This is a genomic window from Paenibacillus yonginensis, from assembly GCF_001685395.1.
Classification (GTDB): domain Bacteria; phylum Bacillota; class Bacilli; order Paenibacillales; family Paenibacillaceae; genus Fontibacillus; species Fontibacillus yonginensis.
Genome location: NZ_CP014167.1, coordinates 1,335,125 through 1,358,305 on the forward strand (window position 1 = coordinate 1,335,125; position 23,181 = coordinate 1,358,305).

Sequence of the window (23,181 nt, forward strand, 5' to 3'; positions counted from 1 at the left end):
AATTCCTATGGCGGATAAGAAAAAGAAAAAGCTGACACCGGTTCAGCAGGAGTACCAGACACTGGCCAGCCATATAGAACCCAAACGTCCGGTAGCCGTCAACTGCCTGCGGGCTTTCCTGTCCGGAGGCCTGATCTGCGTGATTGGGCAAGCTATTGAAGAGATGTTTGTCCATTGGGGCGGGTTTAGCCGTCAAACGGCCGGCGGGCCAACCGTGGCCGTGCTAATTCTTATTTCGGTTATCCTGACCAGCTGCGGCGTTTATGACAAACTGGCGCAATGGGCGGGAGCGGGTACGGCGGTGCCGGTAACCGGGTTTGCCAATTCCATGTCATCCAGCGCAATTGAACATCGTTCGGAGGGGCTGGTGCTCGGCGTAGGCGCAAGCATGTTCCAGCTGGCGGGGTCCGTGATTGTGTTTGGTGTTGCGGCAGCTTTTATTATCGGAGTTATTCACGTCATCATAGATCTGGTGTAAGAGAAAGGAGGGAACCACAACCATGCTTAAAGGACACCAAAGCTGGGTCTTTGAGAACAAGCCCGCTATTCTGGGAACCGCTACGATTGTTGGTCCTTTTGAAGGCCAGGGGCCGCTGGCGGAAGACTTCGACATCATTCACGGGGAGCTTACACTTGGGCAGGATAGCTGGGAGAAAGCCGAGAAGACGCTGATTGAAGAGGCGGCCAACAAAGCGATCGAGAAGGCCGGTTTGACCAAGGAGCAGGTGCATTTCTATTTCGGCGGCGACTTGATGAATCAGATTATCAGCAGCAGCTTCTCGGCCCGGACGCTTGCTATTCCTTATTTCGGGATGTTCGGCGCCTGCTCCACCTCGATGGAGACGCTGGCCATGAGCGCTTACGTTGTCAATTCCGGCGGGGCCGACTATGTTCTGGCCGCGACAGGCAGTCACAACGCCAGTGCTGAGAAGCAGTTTCGTTATCCAACGGAATATGGTTCTCAGAAACCGCCGACCGCCCAGTTTACGGTGACAGGAGCCGGAGCTGCAGTTATCTCCAAAGAAGGATACGGCCCGGTCGTCACTTCTGCCACTATAGGCCGGGTCATTGATATGGGGATCACGGATCCGTTTAATATGGGAGCCGCCATGGCGCCCGCGGCCGTGGACACAATTGAAGCTCATTTCCGGGATTTGCAGATTGAACCGGGTTATTATGATATGATCGTAACCGGAGATTTGTCCAAAGTCGGCTATACAATTGCCAATGAATTGTTTGAGAAGCACCGTTTTCCTATCAAACAGACGAATTACCAGGATTGCGGCATGATGATCTATGATTATGAAACGCAGTCGGTTCAAGCGGGGGCCAGCGGCTGCGGCTGCTCGGCGGTCGTTACGTACGGTCATTTGCTGAAAAAAATGCTCCGCGGCGAAATCAATCGCCTCCTGGTGGTCGCCACCGGCGCGCTGCTGTCCCCGCTCTCCTTCCAGCAGGGCGAAAGCATCCCCTGCATCGCCCATGCGGTATCCATTGAAGCCGGCCGATAAATTTCCTTAAAAAAGGATTGACCTTGACGCAGCGTCAACGTGTACGCTTGATTTGTCAGGAGGGGATCAGATGGAATATACGATTCGGCAGATGGCAAAGTTAGCCGGCATCAGCACCCGCACCTTGCGATATTACGATGAAATCGGGCTGTTGAAGCCGGCGGGAATAACAGCAGCCGGCTACAGGCTTTACGGGCAGGCCGAGGTGGATCGGCTTCAGCAGCTTTTATTTTACCGGGAGCTTGGTGTAGGTCTGGAGAACATCCGAGAGATTCTGGATTCCCCTTCTTTCGACGCCGTTCAGGCGCTGAAACAGCATCGCGAGCAGCTTCTGAAGCAAAGGCAGCGGCTTGATCAGCTGATCGCCAATGTGGAGAAGACGCTGGCGAATCAAGAAGGGAGAATGGAAATGACGGACCGCGACAAGTTTGAAGGATTTAAGCAGAAAATGATCGATGACAATGAACAAAACTACGGTAAAGAAATCCGCGAGAAATACGGAGACGAAGCCGTAGAGGCCTCTAACGCCAAACTGCAGCAGATGAGCGAGCAGGAATGGAACGAGCTCAAGACGCTGGAGCACGAGCTGGCTTCACGCCTTGCTTTGGCTTTCCAAACGGGGAATCCGGAGGGGGAACTGGCGCAGCAGGCGGCGGAGCTGCACAAGAGGTGGCTGATGTATTACTGGACGGCTTACAGCAAAGAAGCCCATGCGGGTCTTGCCGATATGTATGTGGCAGATGAGCGTTTTACCGCCTACTATGACAAGGAACAGCCCGGCACAGCTGCCTTCCTCAGAGAGGCCATTCATATTTTTACGGGTGTTCAGCATTAAGGTGTTTCAACTATCCATCCCAAGGTTAATGAAGAACAAGTGGGAAGTGGTAGCACATCAATTCACACGTAGGAAAGACATGTTAAACGTGTATTCCGAAAGGTAGTTGATTATCCATGAACACTCGATTGAGGAAAAATAACCGAAGGCTTCGGAGGTTGTTAATCGGTAAAGGGCCCTAGCGATTGGAAAATGGCTTAGGCTTATCCGTACTATTTTGTATATGATCGCTTCCCACTATAAAAGACTCTGCGGCGGACGCCGCAGGGTCTTTCCCTTTTTTTAGGGTAGTGAATATCAATCCGGCTTTGTGAAATGTTATAATCAGGAAAAAAAGCTAAGGAGGCTGCCGGCATGAACCGAAGCATCATCTCAATGCCCTCGGCTTGGGGGCGGAATGTGGAGCATCGTTATTATTGGGGCGGCAGTGCCAACAGGACGGACGGTGTCAGCAAGGGGAGCACGGATGGAGCTAAGCTGGCGGTGATTTTTCCCGGGAAAGCCTATCCTTGTACCATGCCGCTGCTCTATTATGCAGCGCAGAGCGCTCTTGAACACGGCTGCGACGTGCTGGAGCTGGAATACGGATTTCAAAGCGCCAGAACGGCTTTTGAGCTGGAGGATTTGAATATTTTGCTGTATGAATGCAAGCATGCTATGGATCAAATCAAACACAAATATGAGCAAATGGTTTTTGTCAGCAAAAGCATTGGTACGCTCGTCGCCGGACAAATCGGTGAAATGCTGGGCCAAGATGCTGTACGCCAGCTGTTTCTGACGCCGATGGACGGAACGCTGCCATTTATTCAGAGCTCGCGCTGCACGGTCATATACGGTACGGGGGATTCGGTGTTTAGCCCGGCCAGCGTTAAGGCGGCAGGAGAAGCAGAACGCGCGGAGGTGCACAGCTTTGAAGGAGCCGATCATATGCTCGGTTTGGGGAACGTCCAGCAATCATTATCGGTTTTGTGTGAGACATGTGTCCTTTACGATCAATTTTTTGCCGGGTTACAATGAACCGGACTTGAGACCCGAGAGGAATGACAGCTTATGATGTCCAGACTGATCCGAAAAATACCGAACCGATGGCTGGTCTGGATGTATGTCCGGTTTCCGATTAAAGGGATGAAAGACTGGCTGGTCTACCGGTCGCAAAGCAAGTTTCTTATGGCTGTTCTGGCCGTTGTGACCAACGAGGCCGGGGAAGTGCTGCTGCTTAAGCATACATATCGGAAAGATCCGTGGGGTATTCCCGGCGGCTGGATGCAGCACGAAAGCCCGAAAGAGGCGCTTGAGCGGGAGATTTTTGAGGAAACAGCCTTTAAGGTCCAAGTCGATGGAATGGCGAAACCGGTTTATGCCACGAAACCCCACCGGATAGAGCTGCTTTACAAAGCCCGTTTCTTGTCGGGGACGTTCCGGCCCAATGAAGAAATATCCGCTTACCAATTTTGCAAAGTCGGGGAATGGCCGGCAGGTCTGCCGGAAAGCCAGGTTAATCTGATCCAGGCGGTTTTGGAAGAAGAGCGGGTGTGACAGCCAAGTTAATTACACTACAGAATGCAGCAGAAATGCAGCCGCAGAAGGAGATCCGCTACGATGGGAAAATACACTACGATTTTGTTTGATGCCGATGATACGTTATATGACTATGTGCAGTCCGAAACGCATGCCCTGACCCGCACGTTCGAGGAAGCGGGACTGGAATCGACAGAGCAGCTATTTGCCAGCTACAAGCTGATTAACGGCAAGCTTTGGAAGGAGCTGGAGCAGGGGCTCGTGAAGATCGGCGAGCTGCGCACGGAACGTTTTAGGAGATTGCTTGAGCAGGAACATTTGGTGATTGAAATGAATGAGGAAGACCTGAGCAATACGTATGTGAAATATTTGAGCGAAGGGATTTTCCTGCTGCCAGGGGCGGTTGAGCTGTGCAGATACTTGGGTTTAAACGGGTACCGGATGGCCATTGTGACCAACGGGATTCGCGAAGTCCAGCTGAGCCGGATCGGCGGCTCCGAACTGAAGGATGTGTTTGAGGAGATTATTATTTCGGAGGACACGGGATATCAGAAGCCTCATACCGGCTTCTTCGATTACGCATTTGACAAACTGAAGCTTACGGATAAGGAATCGGTGCTGATCGTCGGGGATTCGTTAACCTCGGATATTCAAGGCGGAGTAAACTACGGGATTGATACCTGCTGGTTTAATCCTAAAGGCCTTCCGAATACGTCGCAGGCCAAACCGAAATACGAGATCCGCGATTTAAGCGAGCTGATTGCCATCGTAAGCGAATAGGCCGGAGGATTCAGGAATGCCAAGCACGCAGCGGAAGAAAATCGTCTTCACCGGCGGGGGCTCCGCCGGCCACGTCTCGGTCAATTTGGCTTTAATCCCGTCCATGCAGGAGCGGGGTTTCGAGACGTATTATATCGGCTCACACAGCGGAATTGAAGCCGGGCTTATCGCCGGGCTTCCGAATGTTCCTTACACGGGCATATCAACGGGAAAGTTAAGGCGTTATCTGGATATGGAGAATCTGAAAGACCCTTTCCGGATAATAAAAGGCGTGGCTGAAGCACACCGCGCCATCCGGACCCTGAAACCGGATATCGTATTTTCCAAAGGCGGATTTGTATCCGTCCCGGTTGTTCTGGCCGCTTCTTTAAACCGGGTACCCGTCATTATCCATGAATCGGATATCACGCCGGGTCTGGCCAACCGGATTGCCCTGCCTTTTGCCCGGAAGGTTTGCGTAACTTTTCCGGAAGCAGCCCGGCATGTGAAGAACGGCAAAGCCGTCCATGTCGGAGCGATTGTGCGCGATGAACTGTTCAGCGGGTCGGCAGCAAGAGGAAGGGCATTCTGCGGTTTGTCAGCTGGCAAACCTATTATGGTCTGTATGGGCGGAAGTTTGGGCTCCGCCAAGCTGAACCGGGTGATCCGAAATAATCTGGAGAAGCTGCTGCCTCATTTCCAGATCGTTCACCTGTGCGGTAAAGGACAAACGGACCCGGGACTCGATAAGAAAGGTTATGCCCAATTTGAATATATAACAGAGCAGCTGCCGGATGTGCTGGCCGCAGCAGATCTTGTGGTTTCAAGGGCGGGCTCCAATTCCATCTTTGAATTTCTGGCGTTAAACAAACCTATGCTGCTTATTCCGCTCTCCAAAGCGGCGAGCCGCGGCGACCAGCTCTTGAATGCGGAATCGTTCCGTTCGGCGGGTTACGCGGACGTTCTCCTTGAGGAAGATATCACCGATATCCGTTTTGTGCACGCTGTTCAGCAGCTATATCATAACCGCGGAGAAATAAAAGCCCGTATGAAGAGCCATGATAATCAGGCTTCGCTTCGGACGGTTCTGGAGCTTATTATGCAAACGGTCCGATGACGTGGCCGGTGACGTGGAGCATGATTCTTTTTTAGGTTAGCAGCCCTGCTAATCTTAAAAAAACCACAACTATCACCAAGTCCCTGAATGTGACGGTCACTGAAAACCGCGGCCGTTATTCGGGAGAAACGGCAACCTGGAAATTTGTTTTTAAACTCCAAAAGATATAGTTAAGCATTCTACAACCTGAATCACTTAATTTAGCATAAGCCAGTCTTAACCCGGTTTCTTCCCAGCCTTACGGTAAGAAGCCGAGTTTTATATATATCTGTTGAATGAGGTGAGAGAGATGAGTGAAGTCGTCAAAAGCTATTATGATGAAAATGCCGGACAGGAATGGGAGCGGCTGAATCGTCCATACAGCGGGATTGAATTCCGGAGCACAAAACATCTGATTCAGAAATATTTTCCTGAGAAAGGCCGGGTTTGCGATATTGGGTCCGGGCCGGGGCGTTATGCCGTGGAACTGCTGAAGCAGGGCTACAATGTCACTTTGTTTGAGCTGTCCCCGAAAGAACTCGAGCTTGCAGCCGCGCATATTGACCGGCTGGGTTTGAAAGCGGGTGGATTTATTTGCGGGGATGCACGTGAACTTCGAGGAATGGAGAATGGACATTTTGAAGCCGCATTGGTGTTAGGACCGCTGTATCATATCCTGGAGGAACAGGAGAGGCTCCGGGTGATTCAAGAGGCTTACAGGGTTCTGAAGCCCGGGGGGATCGTTTTGTTTGGTTATATCAATTCGTGGGGGGCGCTAAAGGCCGGAGTTACGGAATTCAGTGAATCCTTCCGGGAACTGGATAAGATTTATGATTATTTAACTGAACTAAAGCTGGATGAGAGCCGAGGGTTTACGGAATGTTACTTCACGGTCCCGCCTCAAGCCCTTAAAGAGGTGCAGACAGGCGGCTTTGAAATTCTTTCTTATGCTGGTGCTGAAGGTTTCCTGGCTGGCACGCAGACGGAGATTGGCCGGTTATACCGCGAGGACCGGGTAGTCTATGATAATCTGCTCCAGGCAGCGTCTGAAACCTGTGAAGCTCCTCAATTCAGGGATGCGACCGAGCATCTTCTTGTAGTGGCAAGAAAGCCGGCAGGGGAATAAACCCAATTCAGGAACGGGCATACTACCTTCATTAATCTAAGAGTGGAGGGCCAATGTGAAGACCATAGCCGATGCTGTTGTGGAAGTGTTGATTAATGCCGGAGTCAAAAGAATCTATGGAATCGTCGGGGACTCGCTGAATAACATGACTGATGCTATCCGTAAAAATGGTCAGATCGAATGGATTCATGTCCGCCATGAAGAAGTCGGAGCGTTTGCCGCCGGTGCCGATGCGTTGCTGGAAGGCAGTCTTGCTGTCTGCGCCGGAAGCAGCGGACCCGGGCATTTACATTTGATTAACGGCCTGTATGAATGCAACCGGTCCCGGGTACCCGTGCTGGCTATTGCAGCTCACATCCCCAGCGATGAATTCGGGAGCGAATATTTCCAGGCTACACATCCCGAGCATGTCTTTGGGGAGTGCAGCCACTATTGTGAAGTGATCACTACCCCCCGGCAGGTTCCGCGGACGGTGACCATGGCGATTCAGCAGGCTATCGCCAATCAGGGCGTGTCCGTAATCGTTCTCCCGGGGGATGTAGCGGCGCTGGCAGCGGAGAAAAATCCGGTGCCCGAGCACGTCATGTACCCCAGCAAACCTGTCGTGCATCCGTCCGAGGAGGAAATCGGCAAGCTGGCGTCTTACTTAAACAAGGGCAAAAAAATCACCCTGCTGTGCGGGGCAGGCTGCAGAGGGGCGCACGACAAACTGATGGAATTATGCAGCCGTCTCCAGGCCCCGATGGTGGTAGCCCTGCGGGGGAAAGAATATTTGGAGTATGAGAACCCGTATTATGTCGGGCTGACCGGTCTCATCGGCTATTCCTCCGGTTACCACGCCATGATGGACTGTGACGTGCTGCTGATGCTCGGCACGGATTTCCCGTATCGGCAGTTTTATCCGGAGCATGCAGCGGTGCTCCAGGTGGATATCCAGCCGGCTCACCTGGGGCGAAGAACGCATTTGGCGTATGGGGTTTGCGGAGACGTCGGCGCCACGATCGACCGTCTGCTGCCGCTGCTTACGGAAGAACATGACTCAGCTCACCTGAATAAATCCACCGAACGGTATGCCAAGGTTAGGCAGGGACTTGATGAGCTGGCCGTTGGTACACCCGGCCGCAAACCGATTCACCCGCAGTACGTAACCCGCCTGGTCAGTGAGCTGGCAAAGGAAGATGCCGTGTTCACCTGCGATGTGGGGACGCCTACCGTATGGTCCGCCCGTTATTTACAAATGAACGGTCAGCGGAGGCTGCTGGGCTCCTTTAACCATGGAACCATGGCAAACGCGCTGCCTCAGGCGATCGGGGCACAGGTAGCTCAGCCCGACCGCCAGGTCATCTCATTATCCGGAGACGGCGGTTTAGCCATGCTGATGGGGGATCTGCTTACCCTGAAACAATATCAGCTGCCTGTCAAGGTGATCGTTTTCAACAACGGAGCATTAGGTTTTGTTGAGCTGGAGATGAAAGCCGCCGGCTTTCTGGAAAGTGGCACCGAACTGGTCAATCCGAATTTCGCCGAGGTAGCCCAAGCTATTGGGCTTGCAGGCATCAGGGTGGAAGACCCGGCGGAGCTGGAGGAAGCTCTGACCCGTGCTTTTGCAGAAGAGGGACCGGTGCTGGTCGATGTGGTCGTCAACCGACAGGAATTGTCGATGCCGCCGAACATTACGTTTAAGCAGGCACAAGGCTTTGGACTCTGGATGATGAAGGCCGTATTAAGCGGGCGCGGTGACGAACTCGTCGAGCTGGCCAAGACGAATTTAATCCATTAAATCGGTTTGAACAGGCCTCCAGGCTTATTTCCATTTGGATATAAGCCTTTTTCATTGCTTTCCTGCCTCGGTAAAAGGTTTCTCTCCGCCAGGTTTTGCGTTAATATGAAAAGCAGTGGGTTTTCGGCAGACCATTACCGCACTTGGCATGCGGATCAATCGTCGCGCCATAGAGGGAGAGGTATGGTAGAGAATGGAGCAGCATAAAATGGTCATAAAACAGGCCGAGCTTTTCGTCCGGGAGCAGCTTGGCTCCGACAGGAGCGGGCATGACTGGTGGCATATCGACCGGGTCAGAAAGATGGCCCTGGAGCTGGCCGGTCTTGAGGGAGCGGATCCGTTCGTCTGTGAGCTGGCCGCCTTATTGCATGATGTGGCCGACGAAAAACTTAATGAAAGTAAAGAAGCCGGACTGGAGAAGGTAGACAGCTGGTTAAGCATGCATCTAAGCGGCAATCCATATGAGCCTGTTATCTCGCATATTAGGTCTATTATTTCCACGATGTCCTATAACGGGGGGAGCAACCCGCCGATGACAACGCTGGAAGGCAAAGTAGTCCAGGACGCCGACAGGCTGGACGCGATCGGAGCGATCGGCATTGCAAGGGCTTTTGCTTACGGCGGCTCAAAGGGGCGTTCCATGCACGAGCCCGGCAAGGATTTTACCGGCATTTCCTACCGCAGCGAGGAGAATACGACGGTGCACCATTTCTACGAAAAGCTGCTGAAGCTGAAGGACCTGATGAATACCGAGCACGCCCGCAGGCTGGCCCAGAAAAGGCACCAGGTAATGGAACAGTTTTTGGAGCAGTTTTATAAAGAATGGGAAGCGGTCGACGGCAGGAATGCCTGACAGGCCTAATATTAAGGGAAACACAGGTGATCGAAGTGAGAATTGCTTTTTTTGATTCGGGAATCGGAGGACTCACAGTTTTAAGCGAAGCGATCCGGAGGCTGCCTGCCGAGGATTTTCTATATTTTGCCGATACCCTTCATGTTCCTTACGGAACCAAATCGCTGGCGGAAGTGAACCAATATGTCAAAGAGTCGGTTCATGCGATTATGCAGGAAGAAATCAAGGCGCTGGTCGTCGCTTGCAACACGGGTACCAGTGCGGCTATTTCCGAGCTCCGGGAAATGTATTCCATTCCGATTATCGGCATGGAGCCGGCGGTCAAGCCTGCCGTAGAAAAGAGTCTGGGAAAGGGAAGACGGGTTCTGGTCTTTGCTACCCCCCTTACCTTGAGCCAAGTTAAATATACCGAACTGGTAGCCCGGGTGGATGATCATTCGATCGTGGATTCTTTTCCTCTGCCCGAGCTGGTGCCTTATTGTGAAAGCCTGAACTTTGATCCGGTTGAGATCGGCCATTATTTCAGGACCAAGCTGGCGCCGCTGGATTTAAATCAATACGGCACGGTTGTGCTGGGCTGCACACATTATCCGTTCTACAGGGACATCCTTCAAGATGTGCTTCCGGCACATCTTGAGCTGATCGACGGCAGCAAAGGAACGGTCAAAAGATTAATCTCGATGCTGGACGAACGGAATTTGCTTGGCTCGCGGGGAACCGGCAGCATTAAGCTGATGTGCTCCGAATCCAATCCCGAGTATGTAGTTAAAATGGAGAAAGCGCTGGCCTATCTTCAGCAGAAAAGCCCTGCGAAGTAGCGGTTTGGCAGAACATCAGCCCTGTATAGTCGACTACTAGAGTGCGATATCCATATAACAGCAGCAAAAAGTAGACGGAACGCAAGATGTTCACGTCTACTTTTTGTTATGCCGCAAAGGGGTTATCCGCCCAAACCTACCTATATTCAATAGACATCCTTGCAGTAGCGTTTGCTGCGCTTCAGCTCGTTCAGATAATGCTCTGCCTGCTCGGCGGTTAATCCGCCATGCTCGCGGATCATCTCCAGGAGTGTCTTGTCCACGGAGCGGGCCATTTCGGCCGCATCTCCGCATACATAAAGATAAGCGCCGCCATCCAGCCAGTTCCAAAGCTCGGCGCCGTGCTCAGCCATCCGGTGCTGGACGTAGACCTTCTCGGGCTGATCCCTGGAGAACGCAGTGTCCAGGCGATGCAGCAGGTGTTTGTTCTGGTACGCCTCGAGTTCGTCCTGATAATAGAAATCCAGCGCAGCATAGTGTTCGCCGAAAAACAACCAGCTGCGCCCCGCAGCCCGCAGCGCTTCCCGTTCCTGCAGGAACCCGCGGAAGGGGGCGATGCCGGTGCCTGGCCCGACCATAATGAGGTCGGCATGCGGATCAGCAGGAGGACGGAAGTGAGGGTTCTTATGAATGAAGACGGGAACCTTATCGCCCGGCTGCAGCAAGTCGGCCAGAAACGTGGAGCACACGCCTTTTCGCAGTCTTCCGGCATGTTCATAGCGAACCGTTGAGACGGTGATGTGCACCTCCTGCGGGTAAAGCCTTGAGCTGGAGGAGATCGAATAAAGCCGGGGCTGAAGGGGGCGAAGGTGCTGAATCCACTCGCTGGCGGTGACCGCGGCCGGAAATTCCTGCAGCAGATCTATGAGCTGACGATGGCGGAGCCATAGGGTTTGCTCATCAGCCTCTAGGCGGTCAGCCAGCTTGCCCCGATATGTTTCCCTCGGATTGGCCCGAATGTAATCAAGCATCCCCGGCGTAACCCGGTGTATATCATAACGGTGTACAAGGGCATCTCTGAGGGTCATGGATTCGTGGTTTACGATGACCTCATAAGAAGCTTCGAAACCGAGCAGTTCAAGCAGCTCATCTGCAAGCTGCGGGCAGTTGGAGGGCCAAATGCCAAGCGCGTCTCCGGCTTCGTAGGTCAAACCGCTGCCGCTGAGGTCAAAGGCGTACTGGCGAGTTTCCTTAAGCGATCCCGGCCGATTGAGCAGCCGATTCAGCAGCAGCCGTGCCGGAAAAGGTTTCTGCCTGCTGTACCTGGCTGATACATTGGCCGATTCAGCGGCCGATTCAGCCCTTTCGGAGGCAGCCGCATGCAGCAGGCGGACAGAAGCCTCGGCGGCTTGGCTGCTCCTGTTGGGTGAAGCCAAGGAAGAAGAGGGCGCTTGGATTTCGGCAAGCAAAGGAGGGATCACGGACAGCCAGCGATCTATCTCCTCCTGATAATCCCGGTCACAGCAGGTGCATGCCAGGATTCGCTTAGCGCCAAGCTCCTGCAGCCGGCTATCCAGTTTTCTCCCAAACTCGCAGAAGGTGTCGTAACTTGAATCACCAAAAGCCAGAACCGCATAGTTCAGCTGTTCTAAACGAGGGGCATCTACAGCCTTTAAAGCCTGGAAAAAGGCAGCCCCCTGATCCGGCGGATCTCCCGCTCCAAACGTGCTGACGGAGAATAAGACAAACGACTCCTGAGCCAGTTCCTGTACGGTGATGCCGTTCATGCCGACAAGCTGCACGTCAATGCCTTGTTGCTTGAGTTTGCCGGCGCTGTAGGCGGCGGCTTCTTCCGCATTTCCGGTTTGCGAGGCCCATACCATCGTGACCGGCCGGATCGAAGCGGCGGAAAACGGCAAAGGCTCAAGAACGGACGGAGCCAAAGTGGACGGGCCGGGTGCGGGCTGTTCATGCTCACGGGTTTGTGTTATGTCTTCTGCAAAGAGACCTGCCAGCAGACCGTTGACCCAAACCCGCTTTAAGGGGTCCAAATCCGCCGAAGGGGGGAGGGAAGGAACCTTTTTAAAGGAAAAATGGCTTCCCATGCCCTTCAGAAATCCCGAAAGGTAGGCCTGATCGCTTTCTGTCAGCTCCATCTTCTGTGAAGACGGGATACCGAGCATGCTGGAGAGAACGGCGATTTTGTCCTGGCGCATGCCGTCACTGGACGGATTGCTCAAGCGGGACGGCTGCGAGGTATCCGGTGCCGACGGCTGAGTCTCCGCCTTGACCAAAGATACGGCGCAATGCTTGAGCTCTGGCTGCAGGGAGACAGGATCGACTGCATCCAGCGTAACTTCATTGATGGCCAGCTTGCTGCCGTAGAGATCGTTCCAATGGATCGGGGCGAAGCAGCTTCCTGGCTGCACCCGGTCTGTAAGCACCGCAGGGAGAAGGGCTTTTCCTCTCCGTGAAGCAATCTCGACCAGATTTCCCTCCTGAATGCGAAGCTGCCGGGCGTCTTCCGGATGGATTTCAAGGAAAGGACCAGGATTGAGTTTATTCAGCTTGGCGACCTTCCCGGTTTTGGTCAAGGTATGCCATTGATGCTGCACTCTCCCGGTATTAAGCACAAAAGGGAAGTCCTCATCCGGCAGTTCCGCCGGAGGAAGATAAGGGCGAGCCCAGAAGACGGCCCGTCCATGCTCCGTCGGGAATCTCAGCCTTTGCTGTTTATTGGCCTGGGTCTGCGTTTGTGCCTGCGGAAATCGATACCGGATGGGGTTGCGTCTCTGCGGGTGTTCCGGATGAGGACCGCAAGGCCACTGGATAGGGCCTTCCTGCAGAGAAACATAGTCTGCGCCTCTCAAGTCGTAGCCTGTGGCCGGGTTCCAGGCCGCCTGGATCTCCTCGTACACCTGACGGGCGGAAGTATAAGAGAAAGCTTCGCTAAAACCCATGGCGCAGGCTACCCTGGCGATAAGCTGCCAATCGGGAAGAGCCTCGCCGGGCGGTTCAACCGCCTTCTGCATCAAGGTTACGTTCCGTTCGGAGTTGACCATTACGCCTTCGCCTTCGGCCCATAGAGCACCGGGCAGCATAAGGTCGGCATAACGGTTCGTTTCAGTATCGATGAAAGCGTCCTGGGTGATGACCAGTTCGGCCGCCTGCAGGCCCTCAAGCACTTTGCGCCGGTTAGGCACCGTTGCGGCTGGATTGGTACAGATCATCCAGCAGGCTTTAATCTCTCCGGCGATCATGCGTTCGAACATCGAGATGGTTCCTGGCTGAACCTCCGCCCGGAGCGATCCGCGGGGAAGCCCCCACAAGCGTTCGGTATGCTCGCGGTCCGCCTCGTCCAGCAAAGTACGCTGGCCGGGCAGGCCCGGTCCCATATAGCCCATTTCCCTGCCGCCCATAGCGTTGGGCTGGCCGGTCAGCGAGAAAGGGCCGCTTCCGGGACGGCAGATCGCCCCCGTCGCCAGATGCAGATTGCATATCGCATTTGTATGCCATGTGCCGTGTGTGCTTTGATTTAATCCCATCGTCCATAAAGACATCCAGTTGGAAGAACGGCCGATCCAGTCCGCCGCTTTCCGGAGGTCCTCTACAGGAATCCCGGTCCAGTCCGCTACCCGCTGAGGAGGATAGTCCTCAAGAAAGGAGGACAGAGTTTCAAAGCCCACCGTATGGTCCATGATAAACGATTCATCGATATCCCCCTTCTGAAGGAGCAGGTGGAGCAGGCCGTTCAGCAGGGCCAAATCGGTACCCGGTTTGATGCGGAGATACAGGTCTGCTTTCTCGGCGGTTGCCGTACGCCTTGGATCGACGACGATCAGCTTGGCGCCGGCTTTGACGCGGTCCATCATGCGAAGGAAGAGGATTGGGTGACAGTCCGCCATATTGGCGCCGATAACGAAGAAGAGCTCTGCCTGATCCAAGTCGTCGTAAGAGCCCGGCGGCCCGTCTGCTCCAAGAGACAGCTTGTAGCCGCTGGCTGCGCTGGCCATGCACAGCCTGGAATTGGCTTCGATATTCGAGGTCCGGATAAATCCTTTGGCCAGCTTGTTGACCAGATATTGCGCTTCGAGCGACATTTGTCCGGACACGTAAAACGATACGGCATCCGGACCATGCTCGCGGACAATCGCTTTGAGGCGATCCGCGGTCTCTTGTATGGCTGCGTCAAGGCCTATCGGTTCAGGGGTGGCTTGGCGGGAGCGGCGCACCAGCGCCGCAGACAGTCTCCCTGAATCTGTTACGGGAATCGCGGCCGTACTGCCTTTTGTGCAAAGCCGTCCGCGGTTGGCCGGATGCTCCGGATCTCCTTTTATCCGAATAATCTGCTCGTCCTCAACCTCCATAATAATCCCGCAGCCTACGCCGCAGTAGGGGCACACACTTCGGACTTGACGGACATTCATCAGTCATCACCACCATCGGAAGAATTCATGCTTAGAAGTTTACACCCGACTGCGCTGCGGCCCAGCTTCTCTTCCAGGAACGGGTTACCGCGTAGAAGACGAGGGTGGTCAAGAGCACGATGGAGCCGACCACCAGGAATCCGGCAACTTGGGAACCGGTATGCTCCTTTAACGGGCCAAGTACATAGGAGGGAAGGAGATAACCGCCAAGACCGCCTGCTGCGCCAACAATACCTGTAATAACGCCGATTTCGCTGGAGAACCGCTGAGGAATGATCTGGAAGACGGAGCCGTTGCCCATACCGAGGCAGGCCATCATAACGCTGGTATAGCACAGCATCACTACAAAAGAGCCGGGCATAGAAGCAATTGCGAAGGCGGATGCGGTTATAACGCTAAAGAGAATGAGCAGCAGCCGGATTCCGCCAATCCGGTCGGCGATCCAGCCGCCTATGGGGCGGAAGAAACTGCCGGCAATGACCGTAACGGTAACAAGATAGCCGACTTCCACTTTGGTCAGGCCGCCAGGATACACATGATCTCCGTATACGTCGTAGAAGAAGATGTTGGCATAATTGGCGAAGCCGACAAAACCGCCAAACGTGATGGCATAAAACATCGAGAACCACCATGTATCTGCATGCTTGAACACACTCAAATAACTTTTGAGAGGTTTGGGTGCCGGAGCATTGGGAGCATCTTTGACGAGCACAGCATAGACCGCCATGATAATGCCCAGCGGGATCAGGGCCAGTCCAAACACACTGTGCCAGCCGTAAGTTTCCGCGATTTGCGGACCAAAGAAGGTAGCTAAAGCGGTTCCGCTGTTGCCTGCGCCGGCAATGCCCATGGCAAGACCTTGATACTGCGGCGGATACCAGCGGCTGGCAAGGGATAGAGAGACAGCAAAGCTGGCTCCGGCAAAGCCGAGCAGAAACCCGATCACGTGGACCTGGAGAAGACTGCTTCCTCCCAGCCAGCCCCACAGGAGCGGGATAATCGTCAGGAACATACCGGTTAAACCGGCCTTCTTACAGCCGATCCGATCGGCCAAGATGCCCATGGGAATTCGAAATACGGAACCTCCGAGTACCGGAATGGCCACCATAGCCGCCTTTTGGGTGTCGCTCAGGCCGAAATCCCGGGTAATAAACAGCGAAAGGGCCCCGCACATCACCCAAATCATGAAGCTCACATCGAAATACAAGAAAGCTGACAATAAACTAGGAAAATGACCTGCCTTGCGAAAGCTCTGGACTTTCATCTCCAAACTCCTCCTTGTCATTTCTGTATTTGTTTTGCATTTGCAACAAAAAAAGCCGACGAACTCAATCCGCACAAACACGGATTAGGGTTAATCGGCTTCGTTGCCAAAGTCAGACACTCCATTGTGGCTGGCTTTTCTTTATGAAAATCTTTAATGACAATATAATGGCTTTTCAGAACAGTGTCAATATAGTTGACACAAATTAAATTAAATTTGATTTAATATCAAAAAAAACTGATTAACATGTAATGAAAGCTAACAGAATATTGGGGATCCCCAGCCAGTTGTTAGCTCAAATGCTCGAAAGCTTCGGATCAATCAGAAGTTTAGCTCCCTACTGGAATCGGTTCATCCGGCGTTTCCTGCACAAGTCTGGCTTTGGAGAAGCCGCAGGTCCAGGTGCGGTAATATTGCGAATTTTTGCCGTAGGAATTGTCGATCAGCACATGGGGTTTGTCCATCAGGCAGGCCAGAATATGGCCGTGAAGCCTGGAGGTATGAATCTCCCGGTAGGAACCGAACAGCTTCACGGCTTTGCCGAGCAGATAGTCGGTGTATTTGTACCAGAACAAACGGGTTGGCAGGGAGCCGCCGAGCTTCTTGTCCAGCCGGCAGAAGCGGGTCAGATGGTGGGTTACCCGGCTTTCTGCATGCGTAAACAGCGAATCCCAGTCACGGCAGTCGCGCGGATCCAGGTCGGCGGCGTAGGGCTGATCACCGGCTTCAATGTCTGTGCGGAGAAAATATAACCGATCCTTCTCTACTTTGGTATTCGGCAGAATCGGCCACAGCTGATGCGCCATATCCGGCGACAAATAGACACGGCACCGGTTAAACTTCCGTTTAGCCAGCTCGTATCCGGCCTGATCGCGCACGAACAGATGAAGATCCGGATGAGCATTAAAGATAGCCGCGGAACGATCGTAGTTGGCTTCACGGCTGAAATAAATGGTCTGAGGCATCACGACAACACGATGGTCCGGGAAGCGCTTAACGACCTGTTCGCGGATTTCCTGGTGATGAACGTACAAATCGCCGAAATTGCCGCCGCCATGAAGGACAAAAATGCTGCCGGGAGCGGGCTTCAGATCCTCCGGGAAATCAAACAGATTATAACGGGCAAGGATGCGGATGCCGTAATCTTTGAAAAACTTTTCAGTGCCTTTCATGATCAGCATATCGCCGCCGTTGTTATGAAGCGGGTAATCCACGTAATAAATGTTTGAACCGGCCGGGATTGCCTCCAGAATGCCGGCGAGCTTTTCTTTTAATTTAGCCATTGGATGCATAGTCTAACGCCTCCTCGTTGGATGGTTTCTGCGCGGAAGAAGGGCTCTTCCGCTTATTTCGGATCATCTGCCGTACAAAAGCGAAGTCGCCGGAATCGAACAGGATCCGGCTAAGCGGAACTTTAAAGAAGACGGGGAAGGACAGCACGGATACGGCCAGCCGGACCAATGCTCCACACAGCAGGGCCATGGCAATGCCCGGAAGTCCAAGCCAAGGGGTAAATACAAAAAACAAAGCTGCCGTAACCAGGTAGGCCGCAATCTGCCGAACCAGCACAAGGCCAGGACGTCCAAGGGCATTGAAGGCTGAAGCCAAAATCCAGGAGCCGCCCCCGATAATGCATTCCAGCGACAGCAGGTAAAAGGTAGAGGCTCCGGCGAGGAAGGTGCTGCCGTAGAGCAGGCCAAGCATAAAGCGGCCGACAAACAAGCTGGGCACGATAATCACCGCCATGCCCAGCATGGAGATGCGGAAGGCCCGGCCGATTTTTTCGATAATCACCTTGTTCTCCATGCCCGTCACCTTCGGGAAGATTACGTTTGTGATGGCATTCTGCACGACATTAAACACACGGGACAGAGCATAAACGACGGAATAAAGCCCGAAGTCAGCCGGAGAGAGCAGAGCGACGATCACAATTTTATCCGTCTGATTGCTGAGCGTTCCCATCAAATCCATCCCGTACACTCTGGCCCCATAACTGTAGAAAGGCCGCAGGATCGGCCGTTCCACCGATAAGGTAAAAGAGCGCAGCTGCAGATGCTTCCTTAGCCGGATCAGCGCCCAAAGCAGCGTGAGCACCCCTGCGCCGAGGCTGACTGCTGAGGCTGCGGCCACATTCAGCGAGCCGAGCTGCCAAAGCGCAAGCAGGATGCAGAAATTGACAAACGGAACAAGAAACAGCAGCCCGTTATAGACCCCGAAGTTGTCCAGGCTCTGGGCAAGGGCAATGACTAAATTGGTCAGGACCGTGAGGGGAATGGCCGCCAGCGTATACAGCTGGGCGACCCTGATGATGCCCGGATCATAGTTTGCGAGCCACGCCGGCATGCAGAGCCAGGCTGCGGCTCCGGCCAGGAGGGCGGCCGGAAGCTGGATGCGCAGCGCGAGGGAGAGGAGCTGGGGTACGCTGCCGGTCTTATTTTTCAAATTGTAAATAAGCGAGGTAGGAAGGCCGAAACCGATCAGGCTGCCCAGCAGGGCTGGCCAGAACAGCACGGCGGACAATTCTCCTTTGCCGCTAGCGCCTAGCATGCGTGCGGTGAGGATAGAGGTTAAGGTCGTGATCATGAGGACAAACAAATTGTTAAAGCTGGTTCGCATGATCGTTTTAGCCAGGCTGTTACCGCTGAACAATTGTTTGGCTGCAGCAATGGGTTGCATGGTGGCAGCCTCCTTTCTCGACTGCGGATCAGTCGGTCAAATATTCCCGGTATTTATTTTTGAACGGGTTCAGCACAAAGCCGATGCCTTTGATATAGCCGAGCGCCGCTCCCATGTTCCGTTTAAGCGTCTCTTTGCCAGTCAGGTAAAGCAGCGTCCACATTAAAGCCAGGTATCCGGAAGCTCCGGCTTTGCGCATATTCAGCAAATAATAATGATTGACGGCTGTAGCCATAGCTACCTTGCCAGCCCTGTCGCGGGAGCGCGGCGACTCGTGGTGGAGAATTTTCAGCTGCGGATTAATGACAAGTTTGCCGTATTTGGAGGCCAGCGCACACATGTACAGATCGTCGCCTACTGCGTAGCTCGTCATCCAGGGATAGGGAAGCATATCGCGAAGCGATTCGCGTTTGAAGGACATATTGCAGCCGTGAAAAATTTCCGTTTCAAACATCGTGTCCGTCTCGTTCCAGTACAGCAGGGAGCCGGCGAGACTGCTGGGTGACAGCTTGCCCGGCGAAGTCGACATCTGACAGGTCAATACGCCCAGCAGCCTGCCCAGCGGGGTGGTATGAAGTCCTTTCGCTACGCCGCCGACGCCGACGATGCTTTCATCCTGCAAGTACGTGTTCATCAGCTTGCGGATATAAAGCGGGTCATCCAGCTCGGCATCATCGTCCAAATAGAGCACGACATCATGGTGGGCCAGGGTCAACGCTTCATACCGCGACAGCCATACCCCCGGTCGCGTCTTCTTGTAGTAGACCAGCTCAGCACGTTTCAAACGCTGGGCAATCTCGCGGTAATAATTAAGCACCTCTTGCGGAATATCGCCATCATCGACGATAATCCATTCGAGCGCCGTATCGTCAATTTGACGCTGCGCGGCGATCGACTCCAGGCAGCGGGTCAGATCCGGCACCCGGTTCCGGGTTGGAATAATGATCGAAACGTCAAACATAAAACACGTTCCCCTCCTTCTACAGCCGGATGGCTGAGGCGCCAAGCCGTTTATATTTGATGCCCGAATAAATGCCCCATAAATGCAGCATGCAGCAAATGGCAAAGAAACGGGCGAACAGGTCGCTGGAGCGGCTGCCGCCCGTCTTGGCCCGGTAGACGCTCATCGCTTTCCCGAAGGCAAGCTTCCGCATATAGGGAATAAAGCTGGAGTTTCTGGCAGCCGAAGTGAGCCGCAGGGCCTCGCCGATTTTGTCCCGGCTGCCGCCCGACTTGTAGATTTGGGTGATGCAGGCATTCATCAAATCGTACAGAAGCACCGGCAGGACAGGCTCCACCTCGGAGGCAAGGCCGGCCCGGGCAGCATATTGTTTAAACCGCTCTACCAGTGTGACATAACGGGCACCCATTTCCGGATTCGGGATCTTCATAATCGAGCCTTCCCGCTGCAGGTAATAATAGAAGGAACGGTTAAGGGAAGTGATCCGGCCGGCATGGCAGAGGACATACAAGTTAAACATCAGGTCCTCGGAGAAGATCTCCTTGTTTGGCTCAAACCGCACGGCATGTTCTTCGATCAGGGACCGGCGATACAGCTTGTTCCAGACTTCATGACCGTGTTCGTAGGTGAACAGATAGCGGTACATGTACTCTGCAAGGCCTAATTCCCGCACATTTACCGTTTCTTCACCAAGGTTCAGATATTTCCGCTCCGTATAATCGGCATAAACTTTATCATAGTTGCAAACGACGATATCGCTTTGAGTATCTTCCGCCAGCCGGACCATATGTTCAAACAGATCCGGTGCAACCCAGTCGTCGGAATCCACAAAAGCAAGATAATCACCTGTTGCCGCATCCATACCTGTATTTCTGGCGGATGACAAGCCTCCGTTGGCCTGAACCAGCGGACGGATCCGGGTGTCCTTCCGCGCATATTCGTTAATAATTGCCTGACTGCCGTCTCTCGTTCCGTCATTGACGACGATGATTTCCAGATTGGAATATGTTTGTCCGCATATGGAATCCAGACATTTCCGCAAAAAGGCTTCGACATTATACACCGGAACAATTACGCTTACCAGCCGTTCCATCGGTCTACCACGCTCCGTTCCTGTCCGTCTTCCTGCCCCGGCCATCCATCGTTGTAGGCACGGGTTCAAGGGTTCTAGAGGATTTCAGTGTCAGTTTACTATTCAGGCATGGGAACGTACATACCACTTTTGTGTACTTTTAGAGGTGCTAAACGAACCATCCGCCTTATGTGGATTTATGACATATGGGGTTGTTGAGTATGATATAATCGGAATTAATGTTAGATTTTGCGAAATAAGGGCGCGAGCGAAAGGAAGAGGGACGGTATCGTTCCAAGCTTCCGGATGTACAATGTGGAAAGCTGGCTACAGCCAATCATTGGAGGGAAAAGAATCAATGAAGCAACCGGCGGGTTTTTGGATTCGGCGGAATTGTCAGCGCAATTATGGTTGGGGTTAGAGAGGACAAACGGGCTATTCATGATTTTATTGCGGGCACTCAGGTCGTATATGATTAATCGGTTGATGTGAAAAAAAAAGCGTCCGCTGCCGACCCAAAGGTTGGCAGCGGACGCTTTTTGTTTGAGCCTGGATCAATGGCGGTTACGGATTCAGCAGCTTTTTGACATCGGCATTGACTGCGCTGACGTCCACGGTGGAGACGGCGTTGTCGCTCAGCTTATATTTCTGCTTGAGCTTCAGGATGCGGTAGACGTGCTGGTCTATTTCCTGCTCGGCAAGCTTGCCGCTGCCTGCGGCCTTCCGCAGCGCTTCAATTACAGCGGTTTCGCGATCTGTATCATGTCCGACGAGCACGATATCGCTGCCGGCTTGAATAGACCTGACCGCCGCTTCGGCGATCCCGTAATGTTTGACAATGCCGCCCATGGTCAAATCATCGGTAATAACTACGCCGTCGAAACCCAGTTTGTCCCGCAGCAAACCGGTGATCATCTGTTTGGACAAGGAAGCGGGATAGTCAGGGTCAATTTTAGGGATCAGCAGGTGAGCGACCATCACCATGTCCGTTCCCTGCTTTACAGCGGCCTGAAAAGGCAGCAGCTCAAAGGCTTCGAGCTGTTTCAGGGATTTGTTCACAACAGGCAGCTCCAGATGGGAATCCACCGAAGTATCACCATGTCCGGGAAAATGTTTGATTACCGCGGCAATGCCTTCGGATTGGAGGCCTTTAAGCACAGCGGTTCCGTTTTTGATGACTGCATCCGCGTCCGCTCCATAAGACCGGTCCCCGATAACCGGGTTATTGGGGTTGCTGTTGATGTCCATCACAGGCGCGAAATCGAGATTAAATCCGACTGATTTAATCTCTTCGCCGAGCGCTTGACCGATGCCGGTCGCATAAGCGGTGCTGTTCTTTTGCCCGATGTCCTTGGCCGTCGGGATTTTAAGATAAGGCTCCGGCATGCGGCTGACCCGCCCGCCTTCCTGGTCGGTGCTGAGCCAAAGCGCGGCTGGATTCGGTTTGTTTGCTTTCTTGAGCTGGTTAAGGAAAGTCAAAGTTTGATTGGCGTTTGTAATGTTGGGTTTATACAAAATAAATCCGCCAACCTTGTAGGTTTCGATCATTTTCCTGGCGTCTGCCTGCAGCTCAGTTCCGTCGAGGCCGACGATCACCATCTGGCCGATTTTCTCATTCAGGGTCATGTTGTCCAGCTGGGCTTGTACCGGATCTTCCGGTTTGCCAGGGGCTTCGGACGGTTGCTCAGAGACGTTGGGCACCGCCGCAGAAGATGCTGGTGAAGCAGGAGTGGACGGACCAGCCCCTGCTGTAGACGCCGTTGGTGCTGGCGATTGTACAGATTCAGCTTGCTGGCCTCCTGATCTGGCGCAGCCTCCGGCCAATAACCCCATAGACAATGCGGCCAGCAGGAGAACCGCTTTCGGATAAGTCATCAGACTAAAAAACCTCCTTACTGTAAATAGGCATGCCACCAGCTATAGGCTCACTTTCTGCTGCATGCGTTGTTTATTATAACTTACGGACGTTTAAGAACAGAAATCTGTTGCAGCCCGGATGCCAGACAGTAGACAAGTTGGGTATGTAGTGCGAGAATAAAAACTATTCGGAAAAAGCGCGTACTCCGCAAAAGCCGCTTGCTGTTCGGAAATTACGCAGGAGAGATTCAAAGGGGGATACCTAACATGTACACGATAACGGAAATGTCGATAGAGGATTATGAGGGAGCTTACCGTCTATGGGAGATTACGCCGGGGATGGGGCTCAGCTCGGCTGATTCCAGGACAGCGATCGCTTCTTTTTTAAGCCGGAATGAAGGATTAAGTTATGTCTGCAGGCAGGGTGAACAAGTTGTCGGCACGGTACTGTGCGGTCATGACGGCAGGAGAGGGTTCCTCTACCATGTTGCGGTAGACCAGAAGCACAGGGGGCAGGCGCTGGCTGGGCAGCTAGTGGCCAGGAGCTTGTCCGGACTGAAAGAGCAGGGCATTGAGAAATGCCACCTGATGGTGATTCAAGACAACGAAGTGGGGAAACACTTCTGGTCGAAGACAGGCTGGCAGTTAAGGGATCAAATTTTGTTTTATTCGCATCATACCTAAAGGA

Annotated in this window: 19 protein-coding genes and 1 pseudogene; 13 read left to right on the plus strand and 7 right to left on the minus strand. The window is 53.4% G+C overall.

Going from position 1 to position 23,181, the window contains the following annotated elements; all coding sequences use genetic code 11:
- The first annotated feature begins 7 nt into the window (after positions 1 to 7).
- The 11 genes from spoVAC (at position 8) to murI (ending at position 10,296) form a co-directional block, all read left to right on the plus strand.
- Positions 8 to 478: a stage V sporulation protein AC gene (spoVAC, locus tag AWM70_RS06155; protein WP_068694815.1), complete on the plus strand. Its 471-nt coding sequence runs from the start codon at positions 8 to 10 to the stop codon at positions 476 to 478.
- 22 nt (positions 479 to 500) lie between these two features.
- Positions 501 to 1,511: a stage V sporulation protein AD gene (gene spoVAD / locus AWM70_RS06160; protein WP_068694816.1), complete on the plus strand. Its 1,011-nt coding sequence runs from the start codon at positions 501 to 503 to the stop codon at positions 1,509 to 1,511.
- A 70-nt stretch (positions 1,512 to 1,581) separates the two neighbouring features.
- Positions 1,582 to 2,346, plus strand: a complete 765-nt coding sequence (locus AWM70_RS06165; RefSeq protein ID WP_068694817.1) for a MerR family transcriptional regulator — start codon at positions 1,582 to 1,584, stop codon at positions 2,344 to 2,346.
- Between the two features lie 354 nt (positions 2,347 to 2,700).
- Positions 2,701 to 3,363, plus strand: coding sequence for an alpha/beta hydrolase (locus AWM70_RS06170; protein WP_068694818.1), 663 nt, complete (start codon positions 2,701 to 2,703; stop codon positions 3,361 to 3,363).
- A 33-nt stretch (positions 3,364 to 3,396) separates the two neighbouring features.
- Positions 3,397 to 3,882: an NUDIX hydrolase gene (locus AWM70_RS06175; RefSeq protein WP_068694819.1), complete on the plus strand. Its 486-nt coding sequence runs from the start codon at positions 3,397 to 3,399 to the stop codon at positions 3,880 to 3,882.
- A 63-nt stretch (positions 3,883 to 3,945) separates the two neighbouring features.
- Positions 3,946 to 4,644 carry a YjjG family noncanonical pyrimidine nucleotidase gene (locus AWM70_RS06180; RefSeq protein ID WP_068694820.1) on the plus strand — a complete coding sequence of 233 codons (699 nt, stop codon included), beginning with the start codon at positions 3,946 to 3,948 and terminating at the stop codon, positions 4,642 to 4,644.
- A gap of 16 nt (positions 4,645 to 4,660) precedes the next feature.
- Positions 4,661 to 5,740 (plus strand): undecaprenyldiphospho-muramoylpentapeptide beta-N-acetylglucosaminyltransferase, encoded by a 1,080-nt coding sequence (locus AWM70_RS06185; protein ID WP_068694821.1) that lies wholly within the window; start codon positions 4,661 to 4,663, stop codon positions 5,738 to 5,740.
- A 289-nt stretch (positions 5,741 to 6,029) separates the two neighbouring features.
- Positions 6,030 to 6,845, plus strand: a complete 816-nt coding sequence (locus AWM70_RS06190; protein ID WP_068694822.1) for a class I SAM-dependent methyltransferase — start codon at positions 6,030 to 6,032, stop codon at positions 6,843 to 6,845.
- Between the two features lie 55 nt (positions 6,846 to 6,900).
- A complete protein-coding gene (gene poxB / locus AWM70_RS06195; protein WP_068694823.1) occupies positions 6,901 to 8,625 on the plus strand; it encodes a ubiquinone-dependent pyruvate dehydrogenase in 1,725 nt (574 codons plus the stop codon).
- Positions 8,626 to 8,833: 208 nt separating this feature from the next.
- Positions 8,834 to 9,478, plus strand: coding sequence for an HD domain-containing protein (locus AWM70_RS06200; protein ID WP_237167843.1), 645 nt, complete (start codon positions 8,834 to 8,836; stop codon positions 9,476 to 9,478).
- Positions 9,479 to 9,513: 35 nt separating this feature from the next.
- Positions 9,514 to 10,296, plus strand: a complete 783-nt coding sequence (murI, locus tag AWM70_RS06205) for a glutamate racemase (protein WP_068700412.1) — start codon at positions 9,514 to 9,516, stop codon at positions 10,294 to 10,296.
- Between the two features lie 146 nt (positions 10,297 to 10,442).
- On the opposite strand, the gene AWM70_RS06210 is transcribed toward murI, so the two are convergent.
- The 6 genes from AWM70_RS06210 to AWM70_RS06235 form a co-directional block, all read right to left on the minus strand.
- On the minus strand, positions 10,443 to 14,663 hold the full coding sequence (locus AWM70_RS06210; protein ID WP_068694825.1) for a sulfite reductase subunit alpha: 4,221 nt from the start codon (positions 14,661 to 14,663) through the stop codon (positions 10,443 to 10,445).
- Between the two features lie 31 nt (positions 14,664 to 14,694).
- A complete protein-coding gene (locus tag AWM70_RS06215) occupies positions 14,695 to 15,927 on the minus strand; it encodes a nitrate/nitrite transporter (RefSeq protein ID WP_068694826.1) in 1,233 nt (410 codons plus the stop codon).
- Positions 15,928 to 16,256: 329 nt separating this feature from the next.
- Positions 16,257 to 17,219: a polysaccharide pyruvyl transferase family protein gene (locus tag AWM70_RS06220; RefSeq protein WP_068694827.1), complete on the minus strand. Its 963-nt coding sequence runs from the start codon at positions 17,217 to 17,219 to the stop codon at positions 16,257 to 16,259.
- Positions 17,203 to 18,603 carry a lipopolysaccharide biosynthesis protein gene (locus AWM70_RS06225; RefSeq protein ID WP_068694828.1) on the minus strand — a complete coding sequence of 467 codons (1,401 nt, stop codon included), beginning with the start codon at positions 18,601 to 18,603 and terminating at the stop codon, positions 17,203 to 17,205. Before AWM70_RS06225 ends, AWM70_RS06220 begins: the two co-directional genes overlap by 17 nt.
- A gap of 28 nt (positions 18,604 to 18,631) precedes the next feature.
- Positions 18,632 to 19,564, minus strand: a complete 933-nt coding sequence (locus AWM70_RS06230; RefSeq protein WP_068694829.1) for a glycosyltransferase family A protein — start codon at positions 19,562 to 19,564, stop codon at positions 18,632 to 18,634.
- A 19-nt stretch (positions 19,565 to 19,583) separates the two neighbouring features.
- Entirely contained in the window at positions 19,584 to 20,657 is a 1,074-nt protein-coding gene (locus AWM70_RS06235) for a glycosyltransferase (RefSeq protein WP_068694830.1), read from the minus strand.
- Between the two features lie 356 nt (positions 20,658 to 21,013).
- On the opposite strand from AWM70_RS06235, the pseudogene AWM70_RS23760 reads away from it, so the two are divergent.
- Positions 21,014 to 21,115, plus strand: a pseudogene (locus AWM70_RS23760) (RDD family protein); the annotation flags it as partial.
- Between the two features lie 85 nt (positions 21,116 to 21,200).
- On the opposite strand, the gene nagZ reads toward AWM70_RS23760, so the two are convergent.
- On the minus strand, positions 21,201 to 22,511 hold the full coding sequence (gene nagZ / locus AWM70_RS06245; RefSeq protein WP_068694832.1) for a beta-N-acetylhexosaminidase: 1,311 nt from the start codon (positions 22,509 to 22,511) through the stop codon (positions 21,201 to 21,203).
- Between the two features lie 249 nt (positions 22,512 to 22,760).
- On the opposite strand from nagZ, the gene AWM70_RS06250 reads away from it, so the two are divergent.
- Positions 22,761 to 23,177: a GNAT family N-acetyltransferase gene (locus tag AWM70_RS06250; protein ID WP_068694833.1), complete on the plus strand. Its 417-nt coding sequence runs from the start codon at positions 22,761 to 22,763 to the stop codon at positions 23,175 to 23,177.
- Positions 23,178 to 23,181 lie beyond the last annotated feature (4 nt).

What these genes read in the sequence shown, in the direction of transcription:
- spoVAC (WP_068694815.1), top strand. Translation starts at nt 8, where the DNA reads ATGGCGGATAAGAAAAAGAAAAAGCTGACACCGGTTCAGCAGGAGTAC.
- spoVAD (WP_068694816.1), top strand. Translation starts at nt 501, where the DNA reads ATGCTTAAAGGACACCAAAGCTGGGTCTTTGAGAACAAGCCCGCTATT.
- AWM70_RS06165 (WP_068694817.1), top strand. Translation starts at nt 1,582, where the DNA reads ATGGAATATACGATTCGGCAGATGGCAAAGTTAGCCGGCATCAGCACC.
- AWM70_RS06170 (WP_068694818.1), top strand. Translation starts at nt 2,701, where the DNA reads ATGAACCGAAGCATCATCTCAATGCCCTCGGCTTGGGGGCGGAATGTG.
- AWM70_RS06175 (WP_068694819.1), top strand. Translation starts at nt 3,397, where the DNA reads ATGATGTCCAGACTGATCCGAAAAATACCGAACCGATGGCTGGTCTGG.
- AWM70_RS06180 (WP_068694820.1), top strand. Translation starts at nt 3,946, where the DNA reads ATGGGAAAATACACTACGATTTTGTTTGATGCCGATGATACGTTATAT.
- AWM70_RS06185 (WP_068694821.1), top strand. Translation starts at nt 4,661, where the DNA reads ATGCCAAGCACGCAGCGGAAGAAAATCGTCTTCACCGGCGGGGGCTCC.
- AWM70_RS06190 (WP_068694822.1), top strand. Translation starts at nt 6,030, where the DNA reads ATGAGTGAAGTCGTCAAAAGCTATTATGATGAAAATGCCGGACAGGAA.
- AWM70_RS06200 (WP_237167843.1), top strand. Translation starts at nt 8,834, where the DNA reads ATGGTCATAAAACAGGCCGAGCTTTTCGTCCGGGAGCAGCTTGGCTCC.
- AWM70_RS06210 (WP_068694825.1), bottom strand. Translation starts at nt 14,663, where the DNA reads ATGAATGTCCGTCAAGTCCGAAGTGTGTGCCCCTACTGCGGCGTAGGC.
- AWM70_RS06215 (WP_068694826.1), bottom strand. Translation starts at nt 15,927, where the DNA reads ATGAAAGTCCAGAGCTTTCGCAAGGCAGGTCATTTTCCTAGTTTATTG.
- AWM70_RS06220 (WP_068694827.1), bottom strand. Translation starts at nt 17,219, where the DNA reads ATGCATCCAATGGCTAAATTAAAAGAAAAGCTCGCCGGCATTCTGGAG.
- AWM70_RS06225 (WP_068694828.1), bottom strand. Translation starts at nt 18,603, where the DNA reads ATGCAACCCATTGCTGCAGCCAAACAATTGTTCAGCGGTAACAGCCTG.
- AWM70_RS06230 (WP_068694829.1), bottom strand. Translation starts at nt 19,564, where the DNA reads ATGTTTGACGTTTCGATCATTATTCCAACCCGGAACCGGGTGCCGGAT.
- AWM70_RS06235 (WP_068694830.1), bottom strand. Translation starts at nt 20,657, where the DNA reads ATGGAACGGCTGGTAAGCGTAATTGTTCCGGTGTATAATGTCGAAGCC.
- nagZ (WP_068694832.1), bottom strand. Translation starts at nt 22,511, where the DNA reads ATGACTTATCCGAAAGCGGTTCTCCTGCTGGCCGCATTGTCTATGGGG.
- AWM70_RS06250 (WP_068694833.1), top strand. Translation starts at nt 22,761, where the DNA reads ATGTACACGATAACGGAAATGTCGATAGAGGATTATGAGGGAGCTTAC.